Here is a 19937-nt window from a genome sequence, read left to right on the forward strand (position 1 = left end):
TCTAGGCCTGCCCCACCAGGCGTATCCGGGCAGCACTCACCGAGCTGACCTAAAATAGTCAGTGGGGACAGTAAATTTTGGGGGCACCCGCGTCCCCCACATTAAATCCTTAAATTTGTTTGAGGCGAGGTGGGTTTAGATGGCCACGGCTTCAACTGTGGTGGACAGCTCCTTGATTTTATCGGGGCGGAACCCGGACCAGGCATCTTCTCCGGCCACAACCACGGGAGCCTGGCTGAACCCCAGTTCTTTGACGCGATTGAGTGCGTTGATATCTTGAGTTAAGTCCACCGTGTCATAGTCCAGCCCATGCTTGTCCATAGTCCGCTTCGTAGCGTTGCACTGGACGCAGTTGGGCTTGGTGTAGACGATTATGCTCATGTTTCGTTCCTTCCGGAATATGTCCCTCTCGAGTTTTCCCGGAATCAAACTCTTCAGTTTCCGGGTGAAAACTACAATGCTGTTATTATATCTCAGCTCAAAAGTGCTGTCGAGTTCAAAACACTACACCTTGTGGAGCATCGAGTCCAGCACCACAACATGTTGTGGTTGGAATTGGGGTACGTTAGGCTTGTGGACAAGTTGTGTCCAGGCTGTGGGCGTGGGGTGACAGTGGCCTATCAGAGCACGTCACGGGGATAAATTACACGCTTGTAGTTTTCCACATCTTGTGGAAAACAAATTTTGGTTTTAAATTTTCCTCTCGGCGTGTCGCTCGGGTTGCCTCGGTCGCTCTGGTGGGTTCGGATTCATGAGGTGCCATCCCCGGGTGGGGGCACTTATCGCGTGGCTCGTGCGACTTCGTCGCTGCCACGCGCGCCGTGAGATAATGGCTGTATGGAAACAAAACCGACCAATGTGGAATCTTTTCAGCTCGATCATCGCCTGGTCAAGGCGCCGTTTGTGCGGGTAGCGCATCGCGAAGCCCTTCCCGGCGGGGACACCCTTATCAAGTACGATGTGCGGTTTTGTCAACCAAACCAAGAACACCTCGAGATGCCGGTGGTACATTCCCTGGAGCATTCCATTGCGGAACATATGCGCAACCACACTAAACAGCTGATTGACTTCTCGCCGATGGGTTGCCAAACCGGTTTCTATGCCTTGACTTTAGGGATTGAACCCGAGGAGTTTATGCGGATATTAGAGAAAACTTTGGTTGACGTGGTTCACATGACAGAAGTTCCAGCTGCCAATGAAATTCAATGCGGCTGGGGGGCTAGCCACAGTTTAAGTGGGGCGCAGCAAGCCGCGCAGACTATGTTGAATCATCGCGAGGAATGGGACAAGATTTATTCACACTAGGAAGTCTGTGACCCTGAATGTGTGGAGGACTTACCCTCCGTGCCTCTAGGAAAGATATGCCTATATCGTGGTGGCGGTAAGCCTATTACCTGCACTTTTACTCATTCTTTAGGAAATAAGGCTTTAAATCCAGGCATGGAGAGTGAGCTTATTTAAGCGATTTCTTCCGGTTCGCGCAGCCCAATCAGGCACAGTGCTACCAAGAAGCTCAAGCGTGAGGCTTCGGGGGCGCGCTGATAGTTATCGGCGGCGGCTTCTGGGCCGCACAAGTCGCTGATACCGCGAATCGCGAGGAACGGCACTTCTACTCCCGCTGCGACCTGTGCCAAAGCCGTGGATTCCATATCCGCAGTGATGGCGCTGGGGAATAATTTCCGAAACTCTACAGCCAGTTCGGCGCTAACAAAACAGTCCGAGGACAGGAATCTGCCTGCCCGTGTGGTGGTGTGACCCAGCTGAGCGGGCAGAGCGGTGAAACGACTGAGCAAGTCTTCATCGGCAACATAGCTTGCTGGCATCCCGGGGACTTGCCCCAGTTCATAGCCGAATTCGCGGGCATCGGCGCGTCCATAAACACAGTCACTAGAGGCGGTAACTTCCCCTACAGTGGCTTTGGCATCCAAGCCGCCTGCAGAGCCACAAGAAAAGATATAGCGCGGTGAGACATAGCTCAGAGCTGCGGTAAGTGAACTGGCGGCATTGGTTAGGCCTATGCCCGTGGTTACCAGGGCGAGGGTGGCGTCCTCTACCGTGAGCAGCTGCAGGGAGCCCTTTAAACCCAGACGTACCACATTGCCCTTTGCAGCGGCGATTTCTCGAATCGGGGTGGCTTCTTCTTCCATGGCGGCGGTGATTATGGCCAGCACCGGTATTCGGGCTGGGGCAAGCGGAATTTGCAGGTCTGGGAATGGACTCACGATTCTCCTTTGCATCGCTGCGGAATAGTTTTTCGGGATTCTCGCTCGCGAGAATCCCGAATCTTTCGTTGCACTAGCAACAGTATTTGGCGGTAGCGGTGGGATTTGAACCCACGGTGGCTTTCACCACACAGCATTTCGAGTGCTGCACCTTCGGCCGCTCGGACACGCTACCTCAAGGAACGAGACCCAGCAGGACTAGCCTGCTGTGGGACTGAATCCAGTAAAGCGTCTCCTGAAAGGAAACACATCGAGTAAGTTTACCATTTTAGAAGGGGATGCTACGAACTTGGATTCAGCCTTGAATTCAGCCTTGAATTCAGCCTTGGATTCAAGGCTGAATTCAAGCGGCGTTTCCCAAAAAAATCTTGCAAGAGCGCCACCCCGCGTTTCTCGGCCACCCCACCGATAACCTCGACTTGGTGGTTGAGGCGCGAATCACGCACCACATCGCGTATTGACCCACACGCCCCGGCTTTCGAATCCCAAGCCCCGAATATCAGCCGCGATATCCTAGCGGCCACTATTGCTCCGGCACACATCGTGCAGGGTTCCAGGGTAACCACCAGGGTACAACCCGCGAGATTCCACGTCCGCAGTCTCCCGGCGGCTTCACGCATGGCCACAATTTCGGCGTGAGCCGTGGGGTCATGCGGGGGAATTTCCCGTTGGTTTAGCCCTAAGCCAGCCACGATGCCCTGCGCTGTCAGCAGCACGGCTCCCACGGGTACATCCCCGGAGACCGCAGCGCGAGCCGCTAAGTCGAAGGCGGTATCCAAGGCGCGTTGTTCGGCAACACTCAGACTGGGATGGTTCATTGTTCAACCATACCGAAGAATGCCCTGGCATCGACAGTTTCAGGGTAAGTTAAAACCATGCAGTTACAGATTGCGGATCACCCGCTTATTTCTCATAAATTAACCCTGTTACGTGACAAAAACACGCCTTCACCGGTTTTCCGTCAGTTAGCCGATGAACTTACCACTCTATTGGCCTATGAATCTACCCGGGGGGTGCGTACCGAAGAAGTTGAAGTCGAAACCCCTTTGACGAAAACCACCGGGAGGAAACTCGCCAGCCCTGACCCGATTGTGATTCCGATTCTGCGAGCAGGGTTGGGGATGCTAGAGGGCATGACCCGCCTGCTGCCTACCGCAGAGGTGGGTTTCCTGGGGATGAAACGCGATGAGCAAACTCTGGCCATAGAGACTTACGCGAATCGTCTCCCTCAAGATTTGTCGGGGCGTCAGTGTTTTTTGGTTGATCCCATGTTGGCTACGGGAGGAACCTTGGTGGCAGCCATCAACTATGTCTTAGAGCGCGGAGCGCGTGATGTTACCTGTACTTGCCTGTTGGCTGCCCCGGAGGGCATCGCGGCGGTGAAAGACGCAGTGGGTAATCGCGCCGAGGTCAAAGTCGTGGTTGGTGGGGTTGATGACCATCTGAACGAGAACGCCTATATCGTGCCCGGTTTGGGCGATGCCGGGGATCGTCTCTACGGTCTAGTCTAGATTTTGGTTTATTCTTCGGGTTCATGAGGTGCTTGCCCTATCCCGAGCGTAAATGTTTTCGCGCCCCTAAGCGGGGCGCGAAAACATTTAACCACAGAAAAATCGAAGTCTAGAACGAGGGGATAACCTCTTTGCCGGGCCAGGTTTGTTCGATGTATTTCTTAGTAACATCTGAATGCAACAGGTCTTCGAGCTTCTTGATGGCTTCGAGTTTGTTCTTCTCGTCAGCGCGCCACACCAGGATATTCACCGCCGGATTATCCTTAGGTGATTCAATGGCTAGTGCCTCGGAAGGCTTTAGACCCGCCGACTGATAGAAGTTTCCGTTGATAACGGAAAGATCAACATCCGGAAGAGAAGTCACCAGTGAAGGACCGTCTACTTCGTGGAACTTGAAACCGTGCGGGTTAACCTTCGGATCGTCCTTGATTTGCAGCACCGAAGCATCAGTTCCCTTGAGCTTTAACAAATCATTGGCTGCCAGCAAAGCCAGGGAGCGACCCTGGTTAGCTGGGTCGCTGATAATGCTGATGGTAGCGCCGTCTTTGATTTCTTTGAAACTCTTGACTTTCTTGGAAAAAATCGCCAAAGGCTCCAAATGGATTCCTTTGCCGGCGGTGAACTTGTAGCCGCGGGATTTAGACTGATTCTCTAGGTAGGGAACCGTCTGGTAGTAGTTAGCGTCAATGTCGCCACCAGCTAAAGCCTCGTTAGGTAAGACATAATCGTTGAAATCTTTCACATTAAGTTTCAACCCGACCTTCTTAGCTTCGCCGGAGTCTTCGAGATACTTCAGAATCTTGGCGTGAGGAACCGGGGAGGCACCCACGGTCAATTCGGTGAGTTTATCACCAGTGCCGCCAGAGGAGTTTTCAGAGGTGGAACCCCCGCAAGCACCTAAGGTCAAAGCGAATACACCAGCCGCTGCAGCGGCAAGGCTGCGCGAGAATAGGCTTTTCATCTAACACGTCCTTTCAAAATGCTGTTTAACCGAAAGTGAGTTTTTCCATAGGAAAAACTCACTGTGCGCGGGAGGGGAGTCGAACCCCCACCCCATCACTGGGACACGGACCTGAACCGTGCGCGTCTACCAATTCCGCCACCTGCGCTAGGCTGCCAGTTAAACTGAACGCCCTAAAAAGATACCTAAACTATGGCTAATGAGCAAATTAAATCTACCAGCCTGTTATAAGTGGCGTAACTTTAGGGGTTTAACCCCGGTTGAGTGTCCCCAGAGCAAAAAAGCAAGTAGAATGATGGGTGAATGTTTCACAGAGAGGAGGGTCACGGCTTATGGGCGACATGTTTCAACCGAATAGTGGTTTTCCGGGGTCTTCGAACCTCAACCAGGTTACGCCCCAGGTGCCGCCGGTGAGTTTGAACATGCCACCGCAAGACGCGAGTCAGGCTATCCCGGGTATAAATCCCTCTAGTCCCGATGCCTATGGATATCCACCCTACGAAGGACAGGTTCCTTTCCCCGCTGCGAGTATAGGTGGGGATAATGTTGCGGGCTACCCAGCGGCTCCTTCTACTGGACAGGGGTATCCACAAACGCCTCCGGTGCCCTATCCGAATATGGGTCAGGGATTGACCCCGGGACAATACCCCGTGCCTCCTAGCGTGCCTGCGTTCGATAGTGCCACGCCGTCGCGCCGCTACTCCGATGAACCGATGGATGTTCGTAAAGTAGCGCAACTCGCCGAGGAACAACACCCCGATTTAGCGGATTTACGCACTCGAGTGCCTTTCAATATGCCCGGTTTAGTGCCGGCTTCAGTCAGTCGCTCTTCGCGACGTAAAAGTCGCCAGGCCAATGCCCAAGACCCCAGCGTTACTTCCAATGCGAATCCAGGCGGCTTCACCCTTCCCGGCGATCCCAATGCAGCCTTATCCTTCAAGGAACTGCTGGGACAACCGGTTTCCAATGTGGCGGCCTCGACCATCGCCTCACCCAAAGAGCTAGAAGACTCTGATGGGCTGCAGTTCCGAGCCGTGGGTCTCTCGGTAGGTTCGGTTCCGGAACCAGATATTCGCTACCCCATCCCTTACATCGCGAGGGAGCACCCATCCTACTATACGGGCTACGAAGTTTCGCTAATCATGGAATCTATCCGTGATCCCGAGCATGCTCGTCAGGTTCTAGCTCGTATCGTGGCTGTGCCTCGCTGGGTGCGTTGGGTGATTTCCATATTCTGTGGAGTTTGTGGGGCTGCTGTATCTGCCTTGAACGCCTTTTTGTCTCTGATTGCTTTCATGGCCGTAATGACGGTTGTTTTGATGTTCACCTACGCATTTGCCTCCCGCATCGGTTCGGGGCGTTTCTATGACCCGACGGGATACAAAACCATCTGGCTGGGAGCTTTCATGCCCATAGGCTTGCTATCCGCCACTATTGTGGCGCGTTCGCTGATTTCTCAACCTTGGTTGTCATTAATAGCCTTTGTGGTCACGACATTCTGCGGGATTATCTGGACTACCTGGATTCAAGAGTTTCAAATTAAACGCTTACTGTCTTCAGAGATTCAAGATGCTTCTCAAGACCAGTCGAGCCTTGCCCGCGCCTAGTTCATAGTCCCGGAAAGCGCTAGGAGCGGCAAAATTGAGGCTAGCCCAATGCCTAAACCCAAAACCGAAATCCCTACAGCGGCTCTAAGCAACAGGTTTCCTGGTAGTTGTCGGTCGTGAAGGCGACGGTTTTGGAATAGAGCAAGGGCAGCCGGCAGACTGAACACCGAAATCCAAGAGCCAAAGACCGGGATTAGGCTCACCAGTGAAGCCACAAACAGCGCTATCACCACCGCAGAGGTTTGCTGTTGGGGCTCGTGATATCCACTCGAGACAAAAACTTGCGTCGGGTCTACCTCTGCGGTACCGGGAAAATGCGAGACATAACCTTCACTCACCCTCCCAGCCTATCTCAAAGAGAGTGCACTGTCGTATTAGACTAGGGACAGCGGTCTAGCAAAGGAGATATCGTGGCGAAAATCGCTGCAGACAAGCAAAAATCTTTTTTAGCACATTGGAAACTACATGGGGACGGTAAATCCATAACCACCGGTGAAGTAGTTCAACCCGACGAGCGCCTGACCTGGCCACGTACCTTTGGTATCGGAATGCAGCATATCGTGGCCATGTTTGGGGCTACTTTCCTGGTGCCGCTGCTAACCGGGTTTTCCCCCGCCACCACTCTCTTTTTCACTGGACTAGGCACTTTGTTGTTTATCGGTATCACCGCCGGGCGTCTGCCCTCCTACCTAGGTTCCAGTTTTGCGCTAATCGCCCCTATAGGGGCAGTAACTGGTTATGTCCAAGGTGGCGGTGCCCCAATAAACTCCGCCAAGATGGCTTTAGCGCAAGGCGGGGTGATTTCAGCAGGAGCACTGCTGTTAGCTGTCGGACTGATTGTACACTTCGCGGGAGCGGTGTGGATTGACCGAATCATGCCCCCCATTGTCACCGGAGCGATTGTATCGCTGATTGGTTTTAACCTGGCTCCTAGCGCTTGGAACAATGTAAAACAGGCTCCGGTCACCGCCACGGTCACGATTATCTCCGTGCTGCTAATCACGGTGCTTTTCAAAGGTATCATTGGTCGACTCTCGATTCTCATCGGGGTTTTGGCTGGCTATGTTTGCGCCATTATCCGTGGGGAAGTCGAATTCGAAGCCATTTCTAAAGCCGATTGGGTGGGATTCCCGCAATTCCACACCCCAGCCTTCGACCCGTCCTTCCTGGGACTGTTCTTGCCGGTCGTCTTGGTGTTAGTGGCAGAGAACATTGGCCATGTCAAATCTGTGGCCGCCATGACTGGGCAAAACCTCGATGATCTTTCTGGACGGGCTTTAATGGCCGATGGTTTATCCACCATGATTGCTGGAAGTGGTGGTGGTTCCGGAACCACCACCTATGCGGAAAATATCGGAGTTATGGCCGCTACCCGTGTCTATTCCACAGTGGCTTATATTGTGGCGGCTCTGGGAGCGATAGTGCTTTCGATGCTGCCCAAGTTTGGGGAAATCATTGCTACGATTCCTCCCGGGGTTTTGGGGGGTGCGGCCACGATACTCTACGGCATGATTGGGATGTTGGGAGTGCGTATCTGGGTGCAAAATCAAGTGGATTTCTCAGATCCGGTAAATCTGAACACGGCGGCGGTAGCGATGGTTATGGCTATAGCCAACTACACCCTAAAGATTGGCGATGTCAGTTTCGAGGGCATAGCCTTGGGATCGTTGGGAGCTATTGTTATCTATCATCTGATGCGCTGGATTTCCAGTATCAGGGGTACTTCTTTAGAGCAAGCCTCACCGGCTTCCGCTCCGGCCGGAACCGAACTGGATTCGATTGCCTATCGCAAACGCCACGTCAACGCAAAAATGAAGGGTAAAACAAAACAGCTCCGCGCCACTGAAAGGAATCCTGGCGCTGGCGGTGACAAGGCTAAGAAAGGGGATGGCACCTCATGAATCCAGCACCCAACAGCACCTGGGGGGAAGTAGTCGCGCCCCCCACCGATTCCAAGGCTGCTGCTGTCCAACGTAAGGTTCGCCGCCGTCGGCTCTTTGCTAAACAGTTCGTCTTACTGGGGTGGATAATATTGGGGATGGCGGCGATAACCGTCGCGGCGATACCTTTCGCCACTGGAATCTTTACCCTGCCATTCGGCAATAGCTTTACCCTCTCGGAAGAAGCCAAAGCCAAGGCTCCGCCCTGTCCCCCCAGCGGCACCCCAGTAGCGTTGAGTCAGGTAAAGGTCAGTGTCTATAACGGTTCTTCGCGAAACGGTTTAGCTAAAGAAACCGCCGAGCGGCTCAAGACTTTTGGAGTCGGGATTGAAAGTATTGGTAATGCCTCGGAATCCTATGCCGGTTCAGCGCGCATCACCACCGGCAAGGCTGGAATCACGAAAGCGTATTCTTTGTCCCGAGCTTTACCAGACTCGGAGGTGCGCATTGATTTATCCAAAAAAGACCGCATAAAGGTGTTGTTGGGAGAACAATTCCAGGGGGCATTGTCCAAAGAAATTTTGGGGGGAGGCGAGCTGGGGAGCTACCCTGAACCTAGCGAAAAATGCTCGAAATTGGACTAATTTTGCCTAAATCATCGTAGAAACTCCTAAGAGTAAGAGTGGGGTTAGCTATGATTAAACCAGCAGTAACGTAAATGGAGGAAGCGTGGGTCTGTTTAGTAAATCCGCAAAGAGCCGCAGCAGCGGACCAGCACGGCCGTATCCAAAGTCTTTTGCCGGCTGGGAAGCCCCGTCTACTTTCGCCACTGTTGCGGATTCCATGGAGTTCCAAGCTGAATTCGAGGCCTTGTTTGCGGGGCGTAACCTTGATGACATCAACGGAGCCGAATTCGACGACTGGGCGTACTTGGTGCGCGAACGTAATAATCCCGACGATTACGCGGCGGTTTGTATCTGGGTGCAAGGACATTTCATCGGGCGTCTCGACCAGGCCACGGCCGGGAAATACGTTGTAGAGATGAACGGCTTGGACTCCCAGGGACTGAATCTGGTGGTGCCGGCACACCTGTGGGCGCAGCGCACCAAAACCCGCCTGGCTAACCGGGTGACCTTAAGTCTGCCTCCGGTGGGGGCGGTGGGGCCGGTGAATTTCTTCCCCAAGCGAGCCTTTACTATTTTGCCTCCGGGCGATGAGATAGTGCTAGAAGACTTCGAGAATTACGTGGAACCGTTGCGTCCCTTTATTTCCACGGGGAAAACCGTACCGGTGGCGCTGGTTATGGTAGAGGAACAGTCGAATCTGCACGCGTATTTGGACAAGAAAACCTATGTGGGGCGGGTTCCTGATATGCAAGCTGAGCTGATTATCCCCTTGGTTCGCGCCGCCGTGTCACGCAAGTTGATTCCGGTGGCGCGCGGTTTACTGACTGGTTCTAATATCCGTAATGACTTGTCGATTGTGACGGGTAACACCAGGACAGTGGGTACCAGCTGGGTGCCCACTCATGACGGCGGGCGCTAAGCAATCGTTAGCGGGTCACTGGGTATCCCAGCAAATGCCGGTAAATTTCGGTAATTACACCAAGGCGGCGGCTACCGCCGGGTCGACCCGGCCGAAGTTGTAGTATGCGGCGCAAGCTCCCTCGGGGCTGACCATGCAGGTACCCACGGGGTTTGCTGGGGTGCAAGCGGTGCCAAATACCCCGCACTGCCAGGGCTTGAGTGAACCGGTAAGAACTTGTCCACACTGGCAGCTTGGTGGGTCGCTGACGCGTAAATTCGGCAGGTCAAAACGCTTTTCAGCATCGTACTTCGCGTAAGCGGTGGCGATTTTAAACCCGGAGTCGGGGATGAAACCCAGTCCGCGCCACTCGAAGGTATCGCGGTGTTCAAACACCTTAGCCATCAGGTTCAGCGCGGCCGTATTGCCTTCGGGAAGTACCACCCGGGCGTATTGGTTTTCCACCTCAGCGTGACCGGATGCCACTCGACCTGAAACGTATTGTTCTATCAGCATTTCTACGGCTTGGAGGATATCGAGGGGTTCAAAACCTGTCACTACCACCGGCAGATTGTATTCGCGGGGGATAAACTCGAAGGCCTTGGTGCCGGCAATGGTGGCGACGTGTCCCGGTCCGATAAAGCCTTTGATACGTCCCTGGTCTAGCCCCAGAATAGCGCGCAGCGGGGGTTCAATACGTACGTGGTTACAGAAAATCGAAAAGTTCTCTATGCCTTCTTTTTCGGCGCGATCTAAGGCCACGGCGGTGGAAGGTGCCGTGGTTTCAAATCCCACTGCAAAGAACACCACTTCGGCGTGGGGATTTTCCCGCGCAATCTGCAGGGCATCGAGGGGGGAATATACGAAACGAATGTCACATCCTTGTGCCTTGGCTTGTTGTAGGGAACCTTGGGTGCCGGGAACCCGCATCATGTCACCGAATGTCGTGAAAATAACCCCGGGTTGCCGCGCCAACCACCCCGCGTCGTCTACCCTGCCTAGGGGGATGACACACACCGGACATCCCGGTCCGTGAATCAACTCGAGGTTTTTTGGTAATAAATGCTCCAAACCGTGACGGTAAATAGTGTGAGTGTGTCCCCCGCAAATTTCCATAAAGGCCAGGGGGGTTTCGAGTTTGGCGGCGAGTTTTTTGATGCGTTCTAGCAGGGCTTTAGCAGCTACTGGGTCGCGGTATTCATCGACGTATTTCATGGTGGTTTGTTGTGTTCGCCTCCTGGGCTAAGTTTCTCGTTGTGGCGCGCTTTCAGGCTCGGGGTGTTCGGCCTTGGTTTGGTGGTTTGGGTTCGGTGGCCTCGAGTGCAGTTATTTGGGGTGGGTTCATGAGTCGCGAGGCTAACTTATGGCGGAAGTCGCGAATGAATCCAGCTCGGATTCGAAAGTGTCACCCCCGAGTTTTTTGATTTGGTCTAGAGTGGCGGCCGCTTCCGCAGCATCAATCTTGGCCAGAGCAAAGCCGACATGCACCAAAACCCAATCCCCAACGTCGAGAGTTTCCCCGGACATGAGGTCAACGGAAATTTCGCGGTTTACCCCCGATATCGACACAGTCGCGATACGTTGCGCGGCTTTCTCAAAATCCACGATTTGAGCCGGTACCCCTAAGCACATTTGGGTCTCCTTTTCCTAGTTTACTGAACAATTTAACATATTCTGGGAAGGGGGTCTCCCACCAGGGTATCCACCATGCGGGTGCCCCCGAAGCCGGTGACCATCACTACTGCGGAAGCAGGTTGGGGGACAATCTTGCCGACAATCGCGCTCGATTCCCCCCCAGGTAACGCTTGGATAGCGGCGAGTGCCGCTGCGGCTTCCGATTCTGGAACGATTGATACAAACATTCCTTCATTGGCGACATACAGCGGGTCGATACCTAGGATGTCGCAGGCTCCTCGAGTCATCTCGTGTACCACCAGTTTTTCTTCGTACACGGCCACGCCCTTGCCCGAGGTTCGAGCCAGTTCGTTTAGTACCGTGGCCAGACCTCCCCGGGTGGCATCACGCATCCACCGGGTGTTTGGGGCGGCTTTGAGTAGCGCTTGGGTTAGGTGGTTTACCGCCCGGGAGTCGGTTTCGATTGGGGCGGCTATGGCTAAATCCCCACGTGCCAACATCACTGCCATGCCGTGGTCGGCAATAGGACCGGAAATAATAATCGCGTCACCATCGGTAACCAGTGAGGCTCCCAGATTCACCTCGGGGGGGACAATTCCCACCCCGGCGGTGGTGATGAAGAGTCTATCGGCCGCTCCTTTGGATACTACTTTTGTATCGCCCGTTACAATTTTGACTCCAGCTCGGTCGGCCGCATGGTGCATATCAGCCACTACCCGGCGTAATACTTCGATTTCCAAGCCTTCTTCGATAACAAAAGCGGCGGAAATTCCAAAGGGTACCGCCCCGGAAACCGAGAGGTCATTGATTGTGCCGTTAACCGCCAGGTCGCCAATTGAACCGCCGGGGAAGAAAATCGGATTCACCACGTAGGAATCCGTGGAAAAGGCTAGTTTTTCGCCAGCACCTAATGAACAGCCAGCCTGTTGCGCCAAGTCCGTCAGATTCATCACCCCGGCATCGGTCAGCTCGTTGAGGGTATCGTTGCCATATTCCGCGACGAAAACCTGGTCAACGAGTTGGGCAGAAGCTTTGCCTCCGGCACCGTGAGCCAGGGTGACGAAGTCGTCTTTGAGTTTGTCTCCTCTAGCGCGCACCTTTTCGATACGACCCAGCACTTCCGCTTCATCAGCAGCTCGAACCATCATGCCTCCACTTTTGTAATTGCCAGTCCGGCGTGAACCAGGATTTTATCCCCGGGCGCTACCGGGGCGACCAGGCTCACATCCACGGTTTCCTTGCCACTTTCACTCCGAGCCACAGCGGTGGTCATATCTGGGGAAACATCAAGAATCTCGAGGGGGCGAGCCTCGTCAGAACAGGTGATACAGACTTCACCGCGTGGATTGTCCACCCCCAGATTCGTCAAGGAAGCGCTCAGTTTATCTGATATTTTGATTTCAGTCATTAGATGCTTTCCTTAAGACAGGCAAGAAAATCCTTTGCGTCTGGTTTTGAGCTTGCAAGGTCATGATACTCTCCTTGGTTAAAACTGCGCTATTGTAAGCCTTTGCTTAGCACAATTCGATACTATTACATTATACTGACCATTTGGCAAAGTTTTATAAGTTATCATAAAATCGGGTAGTGGCATGTGTCGGCAACAAGGACACGGGGAAAGGACATAAAGAAGTGACCTACAGCTTAGAGCCCTGGCGTGAAGGGACTTTGGCCGAGAATATCGCTAAAGCCGGTGTTTCGCGGCGTGATTTCATGAAGTTTTGTTCTTCGCTAGCCGCGATATTCGCGGTGGGTACGCCGGTGATGGCCAATGCGAAGGCCTTGAGACCTAGCACCGAGCATATCGCCAAAGTTTTGGGTGAGGTGAAAAAGCCACTGGTGGCGTGGCTGCAACTCCAAGAATGCACCGGCTGTATGGAATCCACGCTGCGCAGTGGCGGTACTACCGTGGAAGAGGTCGTGCTGAATCTGCTCTCCGTGAACTACAACGAACTGGTAATGGCGGCCTCCGGGGAGGCTGCCGAGAAAGCTCTGGAGGAAGTCAATGCCCAAGACCATATTCTGGTGGTAAACGGCTCTATCCCAGTCAAAGATGGTGGGATCTACTGCACTATCGGCGGTAAATCCGCCCAACAGGTTCTCGAGGAATCTGCCGAAAATGCGTCGATGATTCTGGCGGTGGGTGCCTGTGCGGTTTATGGTTCGGTACAAGCCGCTCGCCCCAACCCCACCGGAGCTGTGGGAGTGGATGAAATCATCAAAGATAAGCCGGTGATTAACGTCGCTGGTTGTCCCCCTATCGGCGAGGTGATTACCGCTACCCTGGCCTATATCTTGACCAAAGGTAAAGCCCCGGAACTCGATGCCGAAGGTCGTCCACTCTTCGCCTATGGCCAGCGAATCCACGATTCTTGCCCCCGACGCCCCCACTTCGATGCGGGACAGTTTGTGCGTACATTTGACGATGCTGGAGCCCGCGAAGGCTGGTGTCTGTACGACGTGGGATGTAAAGGGCCATCCACTTTCAGTCCTTGTCCCATTGTGCAGTGGAACCTCAAATCAGGCTGGCCCATCGGTGCCGGTCACCCGTGCATCGGTTGCACCGAAAGGGACTTCTATGACCGTTTCACGCCTTTCTACAGCAAGCTGCCAAATGTGACCGGCTTCGGGATTGAAGCCACTGCCGAGCAAATCGGTTGGGGCATGACCGCCTTGGTGGCCGGGGGAGTGGCAGTACATGCCGGGATTACGGCCGCGCGAGCGGCCGCAGATCGCAGAGCCACCGCGAATTCACCGATGGCAGCTTTCGGGGATGCCCCTCATGAATCCTCGGAGAAACCTGCCAACAACACCCCAACCCCTAGCAGCAACACCGACCCGAAGAATAGCGAGGACTAGAGCCATGGCGACCCAAAAGGTAGTAATCGACCCTTTGACCCGTATCGAGGGACACCTACGTATAGAACTGGAAGAAGAAAACGGGAAAATCAAAAAAGCCTGGAGTGAATCCACCCAGTTTCGTGGCCTGGAAAAAATCGTGGAAAACCGAGACCCACGTGACGTATGGGCCTTTGTACAGCGCATTTGCGGAGTGTGCACCTCTGTTCACGCTATTGCCTCGGTAACGGCTGTGGAAAACGCAATCGGGTCGAAGATTCCGGACAATGCCCGGCTGATTCGCGGATTGGTTATGGGATCCCAAGAGGTGCAAGACCACGTGATTCATTTCTATCACCTCCACGCCTTGGACTTCGTGAACGTGCCCAATGCGGCTAAGGCAGACCCCGAAAAAACCTTGGAGTTTGCGCATTCCATCGGGTCGAAGTGGCGGGGTAATAACTTGAAACGCTTTACCGAGGTGCGCCAAACCATCCAACAGGTTTTGGAATCCGGACAGCTCTCGGTGTTCACCGGGGGGTACTGGGATCACCCGGACTATCGCTTACCCCCCGAAGCGGATCTAATGTGCGTGGCACACTACCTGGATGCCTTGGAATTTCAACGTTCTATGATTCGAATTTGCACGGTTTTTGGTGGGAAAAACCCCCACCCGAACTTTTTGGTGGGTGGAATGGCGTGCTCCATTGACCCGGATTCTTCCGAGTCCATCAACCAAGTCCAGATGGATCAGGTACGCACCTGGATTGAAGAAACTATTGAATTCGTAAACGACTGCTATTACCCGGACGTGCTGGCGGTGGCGGGGGTTTACAAGGATTACTTCGATATCGGGGCGACGCATCCCAACTACCTGGCCGTAGGATTAGCCGGTTCAATGTTTGGAGGCGATCCGAGCGAAGCGCGCATTTCCGGATACGGACGCGGACACGGACACGACGAAGTAAAACCGGGGGTCATCATGGATGGAAACCTCGGCCAGATCCTACCCTTCAATCCCAAGAAAATCGAGGAATTTGTCACTTCAGCTTGGTATGAATACTCGGTGGGAGATGATAAAGGCCTGACCCCAGACAAGGGGGAAACCATTGTAAAGTACACCGGGCCAAAACCGCCATTCAAATGGCTGGGTGATAATGATAAGTACACCTGGAGCAAGGCACCGCGCTATGACGGCAAACCGATGCAGGTCGGCCCTATCGCCCGCATCATGTTGTCCTATGCGCAAGGCTATGAACCCACCGTGAAACTGGTTAATGCGGCCACAGAAAAACTCGGTATTACGGTAACGCAGCTCAACTCCACTATGGGTCGGACACTTGCGCGCGCCGCCGAAGCGGTACTTTCTGCCTCGCATCTGATGGATGACTATCTGGCTTTGCAAGAAAACATTAAGAACGGCAATATTGATGTTTTTGACCCCAGCCGTTGGGAACCCAAGAGCTGGCCCGAGGAATGCTCGGGATTTTCCCTAATCGAGGTGGCGAGGGGCAATCTGTCCCATTGGGTAACTATCAAGAACGGCAAAGTGCGAAACTACCAGGCGGTGGTGCCAACGACCTGGCTGGCGGGGGGACGCGACGCGAACGGGGTGCCCGGCCCGTATGAAGAGTCCCTCATGGCTACGGGGGAGCATCCCCTGGTGAATCCCAAAGAACCTCTCGAAGCTTTGCGTACGGTTCATTCCTATGACCCGTGCATGTCTTGTGGGGTGCATGTTTTGGATGTGGACGGCAATGAGGTAACCAAGGTGGTTACCTCATGAGGCCCGATGAAAGTACCAATCGCAACTCTAACTATGTCCCACAACGGCAGGTAGAGTTCTTTTCCAGTGGAGAACAATCCCGCGAAAAACGCAAACCCGGGGTAGAAGTCGGCGGTGGCCTGAGCGTAGGGGGTTTGTCCTTGCGGCGCCTGCTGACGATGGCGGCTGTAAGCCCGGCTGACAGCACCGATCCGGTGGATGTGGCGCTTAGAAACTCGCTGCGTTTCCTGTTTCGCCACGGCGCGCCGGAAACAGGTGTTTCCCGCGAGGACTTCGATCCGGCCAAAGACCGCCGTTATTCTCTGGCGCGGGTACACGGTTTTCAACGTACTAAGGATTCTCCTGCCGAGAAAACTGTCATTATTCGCGGTGACTTAGAGTCGGTGATGAACGTGGCTAAACCCAGCCACCAAGACCGCATCTTACTGCGAAAAAATGCCCAGATGGCAGGGTCTCGCGGGTATCGTTGTCTGGCGGTGGCTTCCGCCACGGTGGGGGATAACGGCGAGCTGGGAGCCTTTCGGATGGAGGGCTTCGTCAATGTACGCCCGGTAGGGACGGGCTTGCAGGACGAAGACTTAACCCCCACTTCGGACGACTGGGTGCGCTTGCAGCTGTGGTCGGCCGGTTTGCGTTTCCTGCATTGGCTGAATGTGGTGCTGATTGTGCTGCTGTCGGTAACGGGATACTACATCATGGATCCCTTCTTCGGTGACACGTTCTTTAGGGGAATTGAAACCGGGTTCCTTATGGGGTGGATGCGTTTCATCCACTTTTCCTGTGGGTTTATATGGATTGCAGTGGGATTGGCGCGGGCTTTTATCGCTTTCTTTTCGAAGGATCGCTACATGCGCTGGGAGACTTTCTGGCCGATTCACAGCAAAGAGGATATGAAGAATCTGGGTCGCACCCTGGGTTTCTATACGTTTCTGCGCAAGGAAGGCCCACTGTATGTGGCGCATAATCCTTTGCAGCAGTTGACCTATACGTCTATCTACATAGTGGGTGCCCTCCAGATGCTCATCGGGCTGTCGCTCTATGCGCTTTATCACATGTCCAATCCAGTGTGGGCTTTTATAGCGTTGCCCTGCAGTTGGTTCGGGATTCCCATCATGCGTTTGCTTCATGTGATGATAATGTTCCTGTTCTGGTGGTTCGTGATTGCTCATATTTACCTGGCGTTCCGGGCGGATTCTTTGGAGCGTCACGGTGGGGTTTCCGCCATGATTAGTGGTGGGGTATGGATGCGCCGCACCTCTCGTCCCGTTGACGCGCCGGAACTGTAGGGTGTTTGTTATGCCGGTTCATGAGATGCCAGTCAGCACGGTGCCCAGTCCCGTGGGACGACCCAATCCCGGGTTCTCTGGAACGCCCAGTACAATCTGGGCTGGGGCGAAACACACCGTGTTAGCGGTGGGAAACTCGATTATGGGCGACGATCGGATTGGGCTTGAGATTTTATCGCGACTGCAAGGAATGCTTAGGCAGCGTCCTTCTTGGGATGCGGCCGTGCAGCGCGGTGAACTGGCTTTTGTCGAGGGTGGAATCAGCGGTATGGAACTTGTACCGGTCGTTCAAGAATCTTCGCGGCTGTTAATTCTGGACTCTATTGCTCCGGGGGATTCACGTCCTCCGGGTCAGGCTTTACGTTTACAAGGTGACCATGTGCCACGCCTGCTTTCCATGAAGCTTTCTCCCCACCAGGTGGGCTTGTTAGATGTGCTAACGGCGGCACGTCTAACTAAACGGGAACCAGAGGTAATCGAAGTGGTGGGGGTTGTTGGTGCCAAGGTAGAGCTTAGGCTGGGGATGAGTCGTGAAGCAGCCTTCGGTTTGGAACAAGCGGTACAATATGCGGTGGATGTGTTGGATGAATGGCTGGGCTAAAACTGGAACGTATGATTTAAAACGGTCAGTCCAGTTTCGAGGTGTTAGTGGTGGCCAGCATCGAGCCGGTATCAGTACCGGCTGCAGGTGCACCGACCGTGTCGGGGCAATCCCACTCCACCCATTCGATTTCGAATTCCCGACCCGTGGCGAGTTGCCCCGTCGGGGTAGCACACACTGGGCAAAGCAAGGCGAAAAATTCGTCTATCGTGACGTTTTGCCGGCACTTCGAGCAGTAAACCGTGGCGGGAATAACATTCAGTCGCAGTTGGGCATCCTCGCAGATAGTACGGTCGGTGGCTATTGGCCACGCCCCGTAAAGTGCTTCGGGCACAGCTCCGCTCAAGGTGCCCACTTTCAACGAGACCTCGTTTACCTTGCTGGCCGAGGCAGTGTCTGCCGCTTGCAAGATGGCCTCCACCACTGCTGTGAGCAAACCTAGTTCGTGCATAACCATATTTTCCAAGGGGAAACCATGAAAATCAACCTTAACGAAATTATTGATCCCACCGAGGGACACATCACTGTCAGTGTCGATACCAAGGGGCACCGACACGCTCGCTTCGACCTGCAGGGCTTGCCGCGGGTAGAAAGCCTCTTGGTGGGTAAATCAGCAGCCGAGGCTCTTAAGATGACCGAACGGCTGTGTGGACTCTGTCCGGTAGCGCACCACCTGGCGGGAACCCGAGCCTTGGATGGTTTAGTGGGGGTTCGGGTGAAATCCTATGCTGAGATGGTGCGTCGCTTGTTACACTACGGATCTATGATTGAGGCGCATTCCTTGCGTTTCATCGCTGTGGATCGTGAAGCGGGAATAACTTTGAAACAGTTTTCCAAACAGATGCTTACCGGGGCGGGTTCTCCGGGTCACTTCCCCGACACCGCCACTCCCGGAGGGATTCAAGTGGAGCCGAAACTGGAGGATTTGCAGGTGGTGGCAGACGGCCTCGAAACGGCGTGTGCGGCCGCGCAGCGGGTGGCAGTGGCGTTACAAAACCAGGGCAGAGGCACCCAAGTACAAACCGAGATGCCTTTTGCTGATGTGGCTTTGATTGACGATTCAGGATATCCCGACGTGTTTGGCACCCGGGTTCGCATAGCTCACAATGGGGAAGTTCTCGAGGATTTTGACTTTTCCCAGTGGCCGGAAAAAATCGCCGAAGAAATTCCTGGGAGTCCTGCCCCGCGACCCTATATTGTAACGCTTGGTAAAAAAATGGGTCGCTATCGGGTAGGGCCGGTGGCGCAATTGTCGGTGGGAAAAGTTTCCACGCCCCGGGCTGCGAGTCTCCAGGCACAGTGGTTATCAGCACCACCAGATGCCGCCCTGGCTCGCGCCATTATTAGCTTGCATGTATTGGAACTAAGCGGAGAAATAGTCTCGCAACTCATGAAAACGAGCGAAAATTACCATCTAGACGAGCAGGCGTCAACAACTAAGCAATGGCAGGCGGGAATATCCACCGGATTAGTGGACGGGCCGAGGGGTATTCTCGCGCATACCTACGAAGTCAATGCCGAGGGGATTATTACTCGCGCGGTAATCCTGACCCCCACCGCTCAAAACGAACCGTGGTTGGCGGCACTCTTGACGGCCGCTACTACCGGTGACACCGACGAGACTCGACGTGAGGCGGCTTTGGAACAATCGATTCGGGAAGCCGATCCGTGCTTGCCTATCAGCTCGGCACCACCCGGGCAGATGGGATTAAAACTGGATATTGTTAATGAATCATAAAGTGATTTGGAGTCACAAAAGGGAGGAAAACAGAATGTGCGTGGGGGTACCTTGTCGAATTCTTTCAATAGGTGACGGGCCGATGCCCATGGGGCGTATCGACGTAGTCGGACAGATTCAAGATGTCTGCCTGGCCTATGTGCCCGAGGCTAAGGTGGGGGATTATGTCTTGATTCAAAACGGATTTGCGATGAGTCTGTTGACCGTCGAAGAGGCTGAACAATCCTTGGAAACCTGGGTGGATTTAGGAATGGTAGAACCCGAAATTTTGGCACAAGCCAAAGGCGCGGACGAGGCGGTTTTGGCAAGGAGTATTTTTTAGACCAGTTAGTTAAAAAGCCTTCCGAA

22 protein-coding genes and 2 tRNA genes are annotated in these 19937 nt (G+C 54.1%); 12 read left to right on the forward strand and 12 right to left on the reverse strand.

The window, feature by feature from the left end; genetic code table 11:
- Window positions 1-135: 135 nt before the first annotated feature.
- A complete protein-coding gene (gene nrdH / locus F4555_RS10390; protein WP_036342856.1) occupies window positions 136-381 on the reverse strand; it encodes a glutaredoxin-like protein NrdH in 246 nt (81 codons plus the stop codon).
- A 456-nt stretch (window positions 382-837) separates the two neighbouring features.
- On the opposite strand from nrdH, the gene F4555_RS10395 reads away from it, so the two are divergent.
- The gene (locus F4555_RS10395) at window positions 838-1305 is read left to right on the forward strand and encodes an S-ribosylhomocysteine lyase (RefSeq protein WP_004013402.1); all 468 of its coding nucleotides are present in this window, start codon (window positions 838-840) and stop codon (window positions 1303-1305) included.
- A gap of 152 nt (window positions 1306-1457) precedes the next feature.
- Here the strand turns inward: F4555_RS10395 and mtnN are convergent, their stop codons facing one another.
- From mtnN to tadA, 3 genes are all read right to left on the reverse strand, one after another.
- A complete protein-coding gene (mtnN, locus tag F4555_RS10400; RefSeq protein ID WP_004013944.1) occupies window positions 1458-2222 on the reverse strand; it encodes a 5'-methylthioadenosine/S-adenosylhomocysteine nucleosidase in 765 nt (254 codons plus the stop codon).
- 87 nt (window positions 2223-2309) lie between these two features.
- Window positions 2310-2397, reverse strand: a tRNA-Ser gene (locus tag F4555_RS10405).
- 106 nt (window positions 2398-2503) lie between these two features.
- Window positions 2504-3040, reverse strand: a complete 537-nt coding sequence (gene tadA / locus F4555_RS10410; protein ID WP_115325652.1) for a tRNA adenosine(34) deaminase TadA — start codon at window positions 3038-3040, stop codon at window positions 2504-2506.
- Window positions 3041-3097: 57 nt separating this feature from the next.
- On the opposite strand from tadA, the gene upp reads away from it, so the two are divergent.
- Window positions 3098-3733 (forward strand): uracil phosphoribosyltransferase, encoded by a 636-nt coding sequence (gene upp / locus F4555_RS10415; protein WP_004013399.1) that lies wholly within the window; start codon window positions 3098-3100, stop codon window positions 3731-3733.
- Between the two features lie 109 nt (window positions 3734-3842).
- Here the strand turns inward: upp and F4555_RS10420 are convergent, their stop codons facing one another.
- The gene (locus tag F4555_RS10420; protein WP_004013934.1) at window positions 3843-4694 is read right to left on the reverse strand and encodes a MetQ/NlpA family ABC transporter substrate-binding protein; all 852 of its coding nucleotides are present in this window, start codon (window positions 4692-4694) and stop codon (window positions 3843-3845) included.
- A 64-nt stretch (window positions 4695-4758) separates the two neighbouring features.
- Window positions 4759-4842: transfer RNA gene (locus tag F4555_RS10425), tRNA-Leu, on the reverse strand.
- Between the two features lie 184 nt (window positions 4843-5026).
- Between F4555_RS10425 and F4555_RS10430 the strand changes: the two genes are divergently transcribed.
- Window positions 5027-6301, forward strand: coding sequence for a diaphanous protein (locus F4555_RS10430; RefSeq protein ID WP_115325650.1), 1275 nt, complete (start codon window positions 5027-5029; stop codon window positions 6299-6301).
- On the opposite strand, the gene F4555_RS10435 is transcribed toward F4555_RS10430, so the two are convergent.
- Complete coding sequence (locus tag F4555_RS10435) at window positions 6298-6639, reverse strand: hypothetical protein (RefSeq protein WP_004013395.1); 342 nt, start codon at window positions 6637-6639, stop codon at window positions 6298-6300. The genes F4555_RS10430 and F4555_RS10435 overlap by 4 nt on opposite strands.
- A gap of 72 nt (window positions 6640-6711) precedes the next feature.
- Between F4555_RS10435 and F4555_RS10440 the strand changes: the two genes are divergently transcribed.
- The 3 genes from F4555_RS10440 (at window position 6712) to F4555_RS10450 (ending at window position 9726) form a co-directional block, all read left to right on the forward strand.
- Complete coding sequence (locus F4555_RS10440; RefSeq protein WP_004013932.1) at window positions 6712-8202, forward strand: uracil-xanthine permease family protein; 1491 nt, start codon at window positions 6712-6714, stop codon at window positions 8200-8202.
- Window positions 8199-8825, forward strand: coding sequence for a LytR C-terminal domain-containing protein (locus F4555_RS10445; RefSeq protein WP_004013393.1), 627 nt, complete (start codon window positions 8199-8201; stop codon window positions 8823-8825). Before F4555_RS10440 ends, F4555_RS10445 begins: the two co-directional genes overlap by 4 nt.
- Before the next feature lie 85 nt (window positions 8826-8910).
- Window positions 8911-9726, forward strand: a complete 816-nt coding sequence (locus F4555_RS10450) for a hypothetical protein (protein ID WP_231282640.1) — start codon at window positions 8911-8913, stop codon at window positions 9724-9726.
- Window positions 9727-9780: 54 nt separating this feature from the next.
- On the opposite strand, the gene hypD is transcribed toward F4555_RS10450, so the two are convergent.
- The 4 genes from hypD to F4555_RS10470 all read right to left on the reverse strand — a co-directional run bounded on the left by hypD (window position 9781) and on the right by F4555_RS10470 (window position 12748).
- Window positions 9781-10920 carry a hydrogenase formation protein HypD gene (gene hypD, locus F4555_RS10455; RefSeq protein ID WP_004013390.1) on the reverse strand — a complete coding sequence of 380 codons (1140 nt, stop codon included), beginning with the start codon at window positions 10918-10920 and terminating at the stop codon, window positions 9781-9783.
- Between the two features lie 141 nt (window positions 10921-11061).
- The gene (locus tag F4555_RS10460; protein ID WP_004013389.1) at window positions 11062-11337 is read right to left on the reverse strand and encodes a HypC/HybG/HupF family hydrogenase formation chaperone; all 276 of its coding nucleotides are present in this window, start codon (window positions 11335-11337) and stop codon (window positions 11062-11064) included.
- Between the two features lie 32 nt (window positions 11338-11369).
- Complete coding sequence (gene hypE / locus F4555_RS10465) at window positions 11370-12488, reverse strand: hydrogenase expression/formation protein HypE (protein ID WP_004013388.1); 1119 nt, start codon at window positions 12486-12488, stop codon at window positions 11370-11372.
- Window positions 12485-12748: a HypC/HybG/HupF family hydrogenase formation chaperone gene (locus F4555_RS10470; protein WP_004013387.1), complete on the reverse strand. Its 264-nt coding sequence runs from the start codon at window positions 12746-12748 to the stop codon at window positions 12485-12487. The genes hypE and F4555_RS10470 overlap by 4 nt, the downstream gene beginning before the upstream one ends.
- A 179-nt stretch (window positions 12749-12927) precedes the next feature.
- Between F4555_RS10470 and F4555_RS10475 the strand changes: the two genes are divergently transcribed.
- Genes F4555_RS10475 through F4555_RS10490 form a run of 4 tightly spaced genes read left to right on the forward strand, consistent with a single transcriptional unit; the run spans window position 12928 to window position 17851 of the window.
- Window positions 12928-14199: a hydrogenase small subunit gene (locus F4555_RS10475; protein ID WP_004013386.1), complete on the forward strand. Its 1272-nt coding sequence runs from the start codon at window positions 12928-12930 to the stop codon at window positions 14197-14199.
- A gap of 4 nt (window positions 14200-14203) precedes the next feature.
- Window positions 14204-15964, forward strand: coding sequence for a nickel-dependent hydrogenase large subunit (locus F4555_RS10480; protein WP_004013385.1), 1761 nt, complete (start codon window positions 14204-14206; stop codon window positions 15962-15964).
- Window positions 15961-17250 (forward strand): Ni/Fe-hydrogenase, b-type cytochrome subunit, encoded by a 1290-nt coding sequence (gene cybH / locus F4555_RS10485; RefSeq protein WP_004013384.1) that lies wholly within the window; start codon window positions 15961-15963, stop codon window positions 17248-17250. The genes F4555_RS10480 and cybH overlap by 4 nt, the downstream gene beginning before the upstream one ends.
- 10 nt (window positions 17251-17260) lie before the next feature.
- Window positions 17261-17851: a hydrogenase maturation protease gene (locus tag F4555_RS10490; protein ID WP_004013383.1), complete on the forward strand. Its 591-nt coding sequence runs from the start codon at window positions 17261-17263 to the stop codon at window positions 17849-17851.
- A 25-nt stretch (window positions 17852-17876) separates the two neighbouring features.
- On the opposite strand, the gene F4555_RS10495 is transcribed toward F4555_RS10490, so the two are convergent.
- Window positions 17877-18302, reverse strand: coding sequence for a hydrogenase maturation nickel metallochaperone HypA/HybF (locus F4555_RS10495; RefSeq protein ID WP_004013927.1), 426 nt, complete (start codon window positions 18300-18302; stop codon window positions 17877-17879).
- A 24-nt stretch (window positions 18303-18326) separates the two neighbouring features.
- Between F4555_RS10495 and F4555_RS10500 the strand changes: the two genes are divergently transcribed.
- Window positions 18327-19589, forward strand: a complete 1263-nt coding sequence (locus F4555_RS10500; protein WP_036342760.1) for a nickel-dependent hydrogenase large subunit — start codon at window positions 18327-18329, stop codon at window positions 19587-19589.
- 34 nt (window positions 19590-19623) lie between these two features.
- Entirely contained in the window at window positions 19624-19911 is a 288-nt protein-coding gene (locus tag F4555_RS10505; protein ID WP_081443335.1) for a HypC/HybG/HupF family hydrogenase formation chaperone, read from the forward strand.
- The last annotated feature ends 26 nt before the right edge of the window (window positions 19912-19937 follow it).

The organism is Mobiluncus mulieris (assembly GCF_014204735.1).
Classification (GTDB): Bacteria; Actinomycetota; Actinomycetes; order Actinomycetales; family Actinomycetaceae; genus Mobiluncus; species Mobiluncus mulieris.

Excerpts from the sequence above, each read along its gene's own strand:
- nrdH (WP_036342856.1), bottom strand. The coding sequence starts at position 381 with ATGAGCATAATCGTCTACACCAAGCCCAACTGCGTCCAGTGCAACGCT.
- F4555_RS10395 (WP_004013402.1), top strand. The coding sequence starts at position 838 with ATGGAAACAAAACCGACCAATGTGGAATCTTTTCAGCTCGATCATCGC.
- tadA (WP_115325652.1), bottom strand. The coding sequence starts at position 3,040 with ATGAACCATCCCAGTCTGAGTGTTGCCGAACAACGCGCCTTGGATACC.
- upp (WP_004013399.1), top strand. The coding sequence starts at position 3,098 with ATGCAGTTACAGATTGCGGATCACCCGCTTATTTCTCATAAATTAACC.
- F4555_RS10420 (WP_004013934.1), bottom strand. The coding sequence starts at position 4,694 with ATGAAAAGCCTATTCTCGCGCAGCCTTGCCGCTGCAGCGGCTGGTGTA.
- F4555_RS10430 (WP_115325650.1), top strand. The coding sequence starts at position 5,027 with ATGGGCGACATGTTTCAACCGAATAGTGGTTTTCCGGGGTCTTCGAAC.
- F4555_RS10445 (WP_004013393.1), top strand. The coding sequence starts at position 8,199 with ATGAATCCAGCACCCAACAGCACCTGGGGGGAAGTAGTCGCGCCCCCC.
- hypD (WP_004013390.1), bottom strand. The coding sequence starts at position 10,920 with ATGAAATACGTCGATGAATACCGCGACCCAGTAGCTGCTAAAGCCCTG.
- F4555_RS10460 (WP_004013389.1), bottom strand. The coding sequence starts at position 11,337 with ATGTGCTTAGGGGTACCGGCTCAAATCGTGGATTTTGAGAAAGCCGCG.
- hypE (WP_004013388.1), bottom strand. The coding sequence starts at position 12,488 with ATGATGGTTCGAGCTGCTGATGAAGCGGAAGTGCTGGGTCGTATCGAA.
- F4555_RS10470 (WP_004013387.1), bottom strand. The coding sequence starts at position 12,748 with ATGACTGAAATCAAAATATCAGATAAACTGAGCGCTTCCTTGACGAAT.
- F4555_RS10480 (WP_004013385.1), top strand. The coding sequence starts at position 14,204 with ATGGCGACCCAAAAGGTAGTAATCGACCCTTTGACCCGTATCGAGGGA.
- cybH (WP_004013384.1), top strand. The coding sequence starts at position 15,961 with ATGAGGCCCGATGAAAGTACCAATCGCAACTCTAACTATGTCCCACAA.
- F4555_RS10490 (WP_004013383.1), top strand. The coding sequence starts at position 17,261 with ATGCCGGTTCATGAGATGCCAGTCAGCACGGTGCCCAGTCCCGTGGGA.
- F4555_RS10495 (WP_004013927.1), bottom strand. The coding sequence starts at position 18,302 with ATGCACGAACTAGGTTTGCTCACAGCAGTGGTGGAGGCCATCTTGCAA.
- F4555_RS10500 (WP_036342760.1), top strand. The coding sequence starts at position 18,327 with ATGAAAATCAACCTTAACGAAATTATTGATCCCACCGAGGGACACATC.
- F4555_RS10505 (WP_081443335.1), top strand. The coding sequence starts at position 19,624 with ATGTGCGTGGGGGTACCTTGTCGAATTCTTTCAATAGGTGACGGGCCG.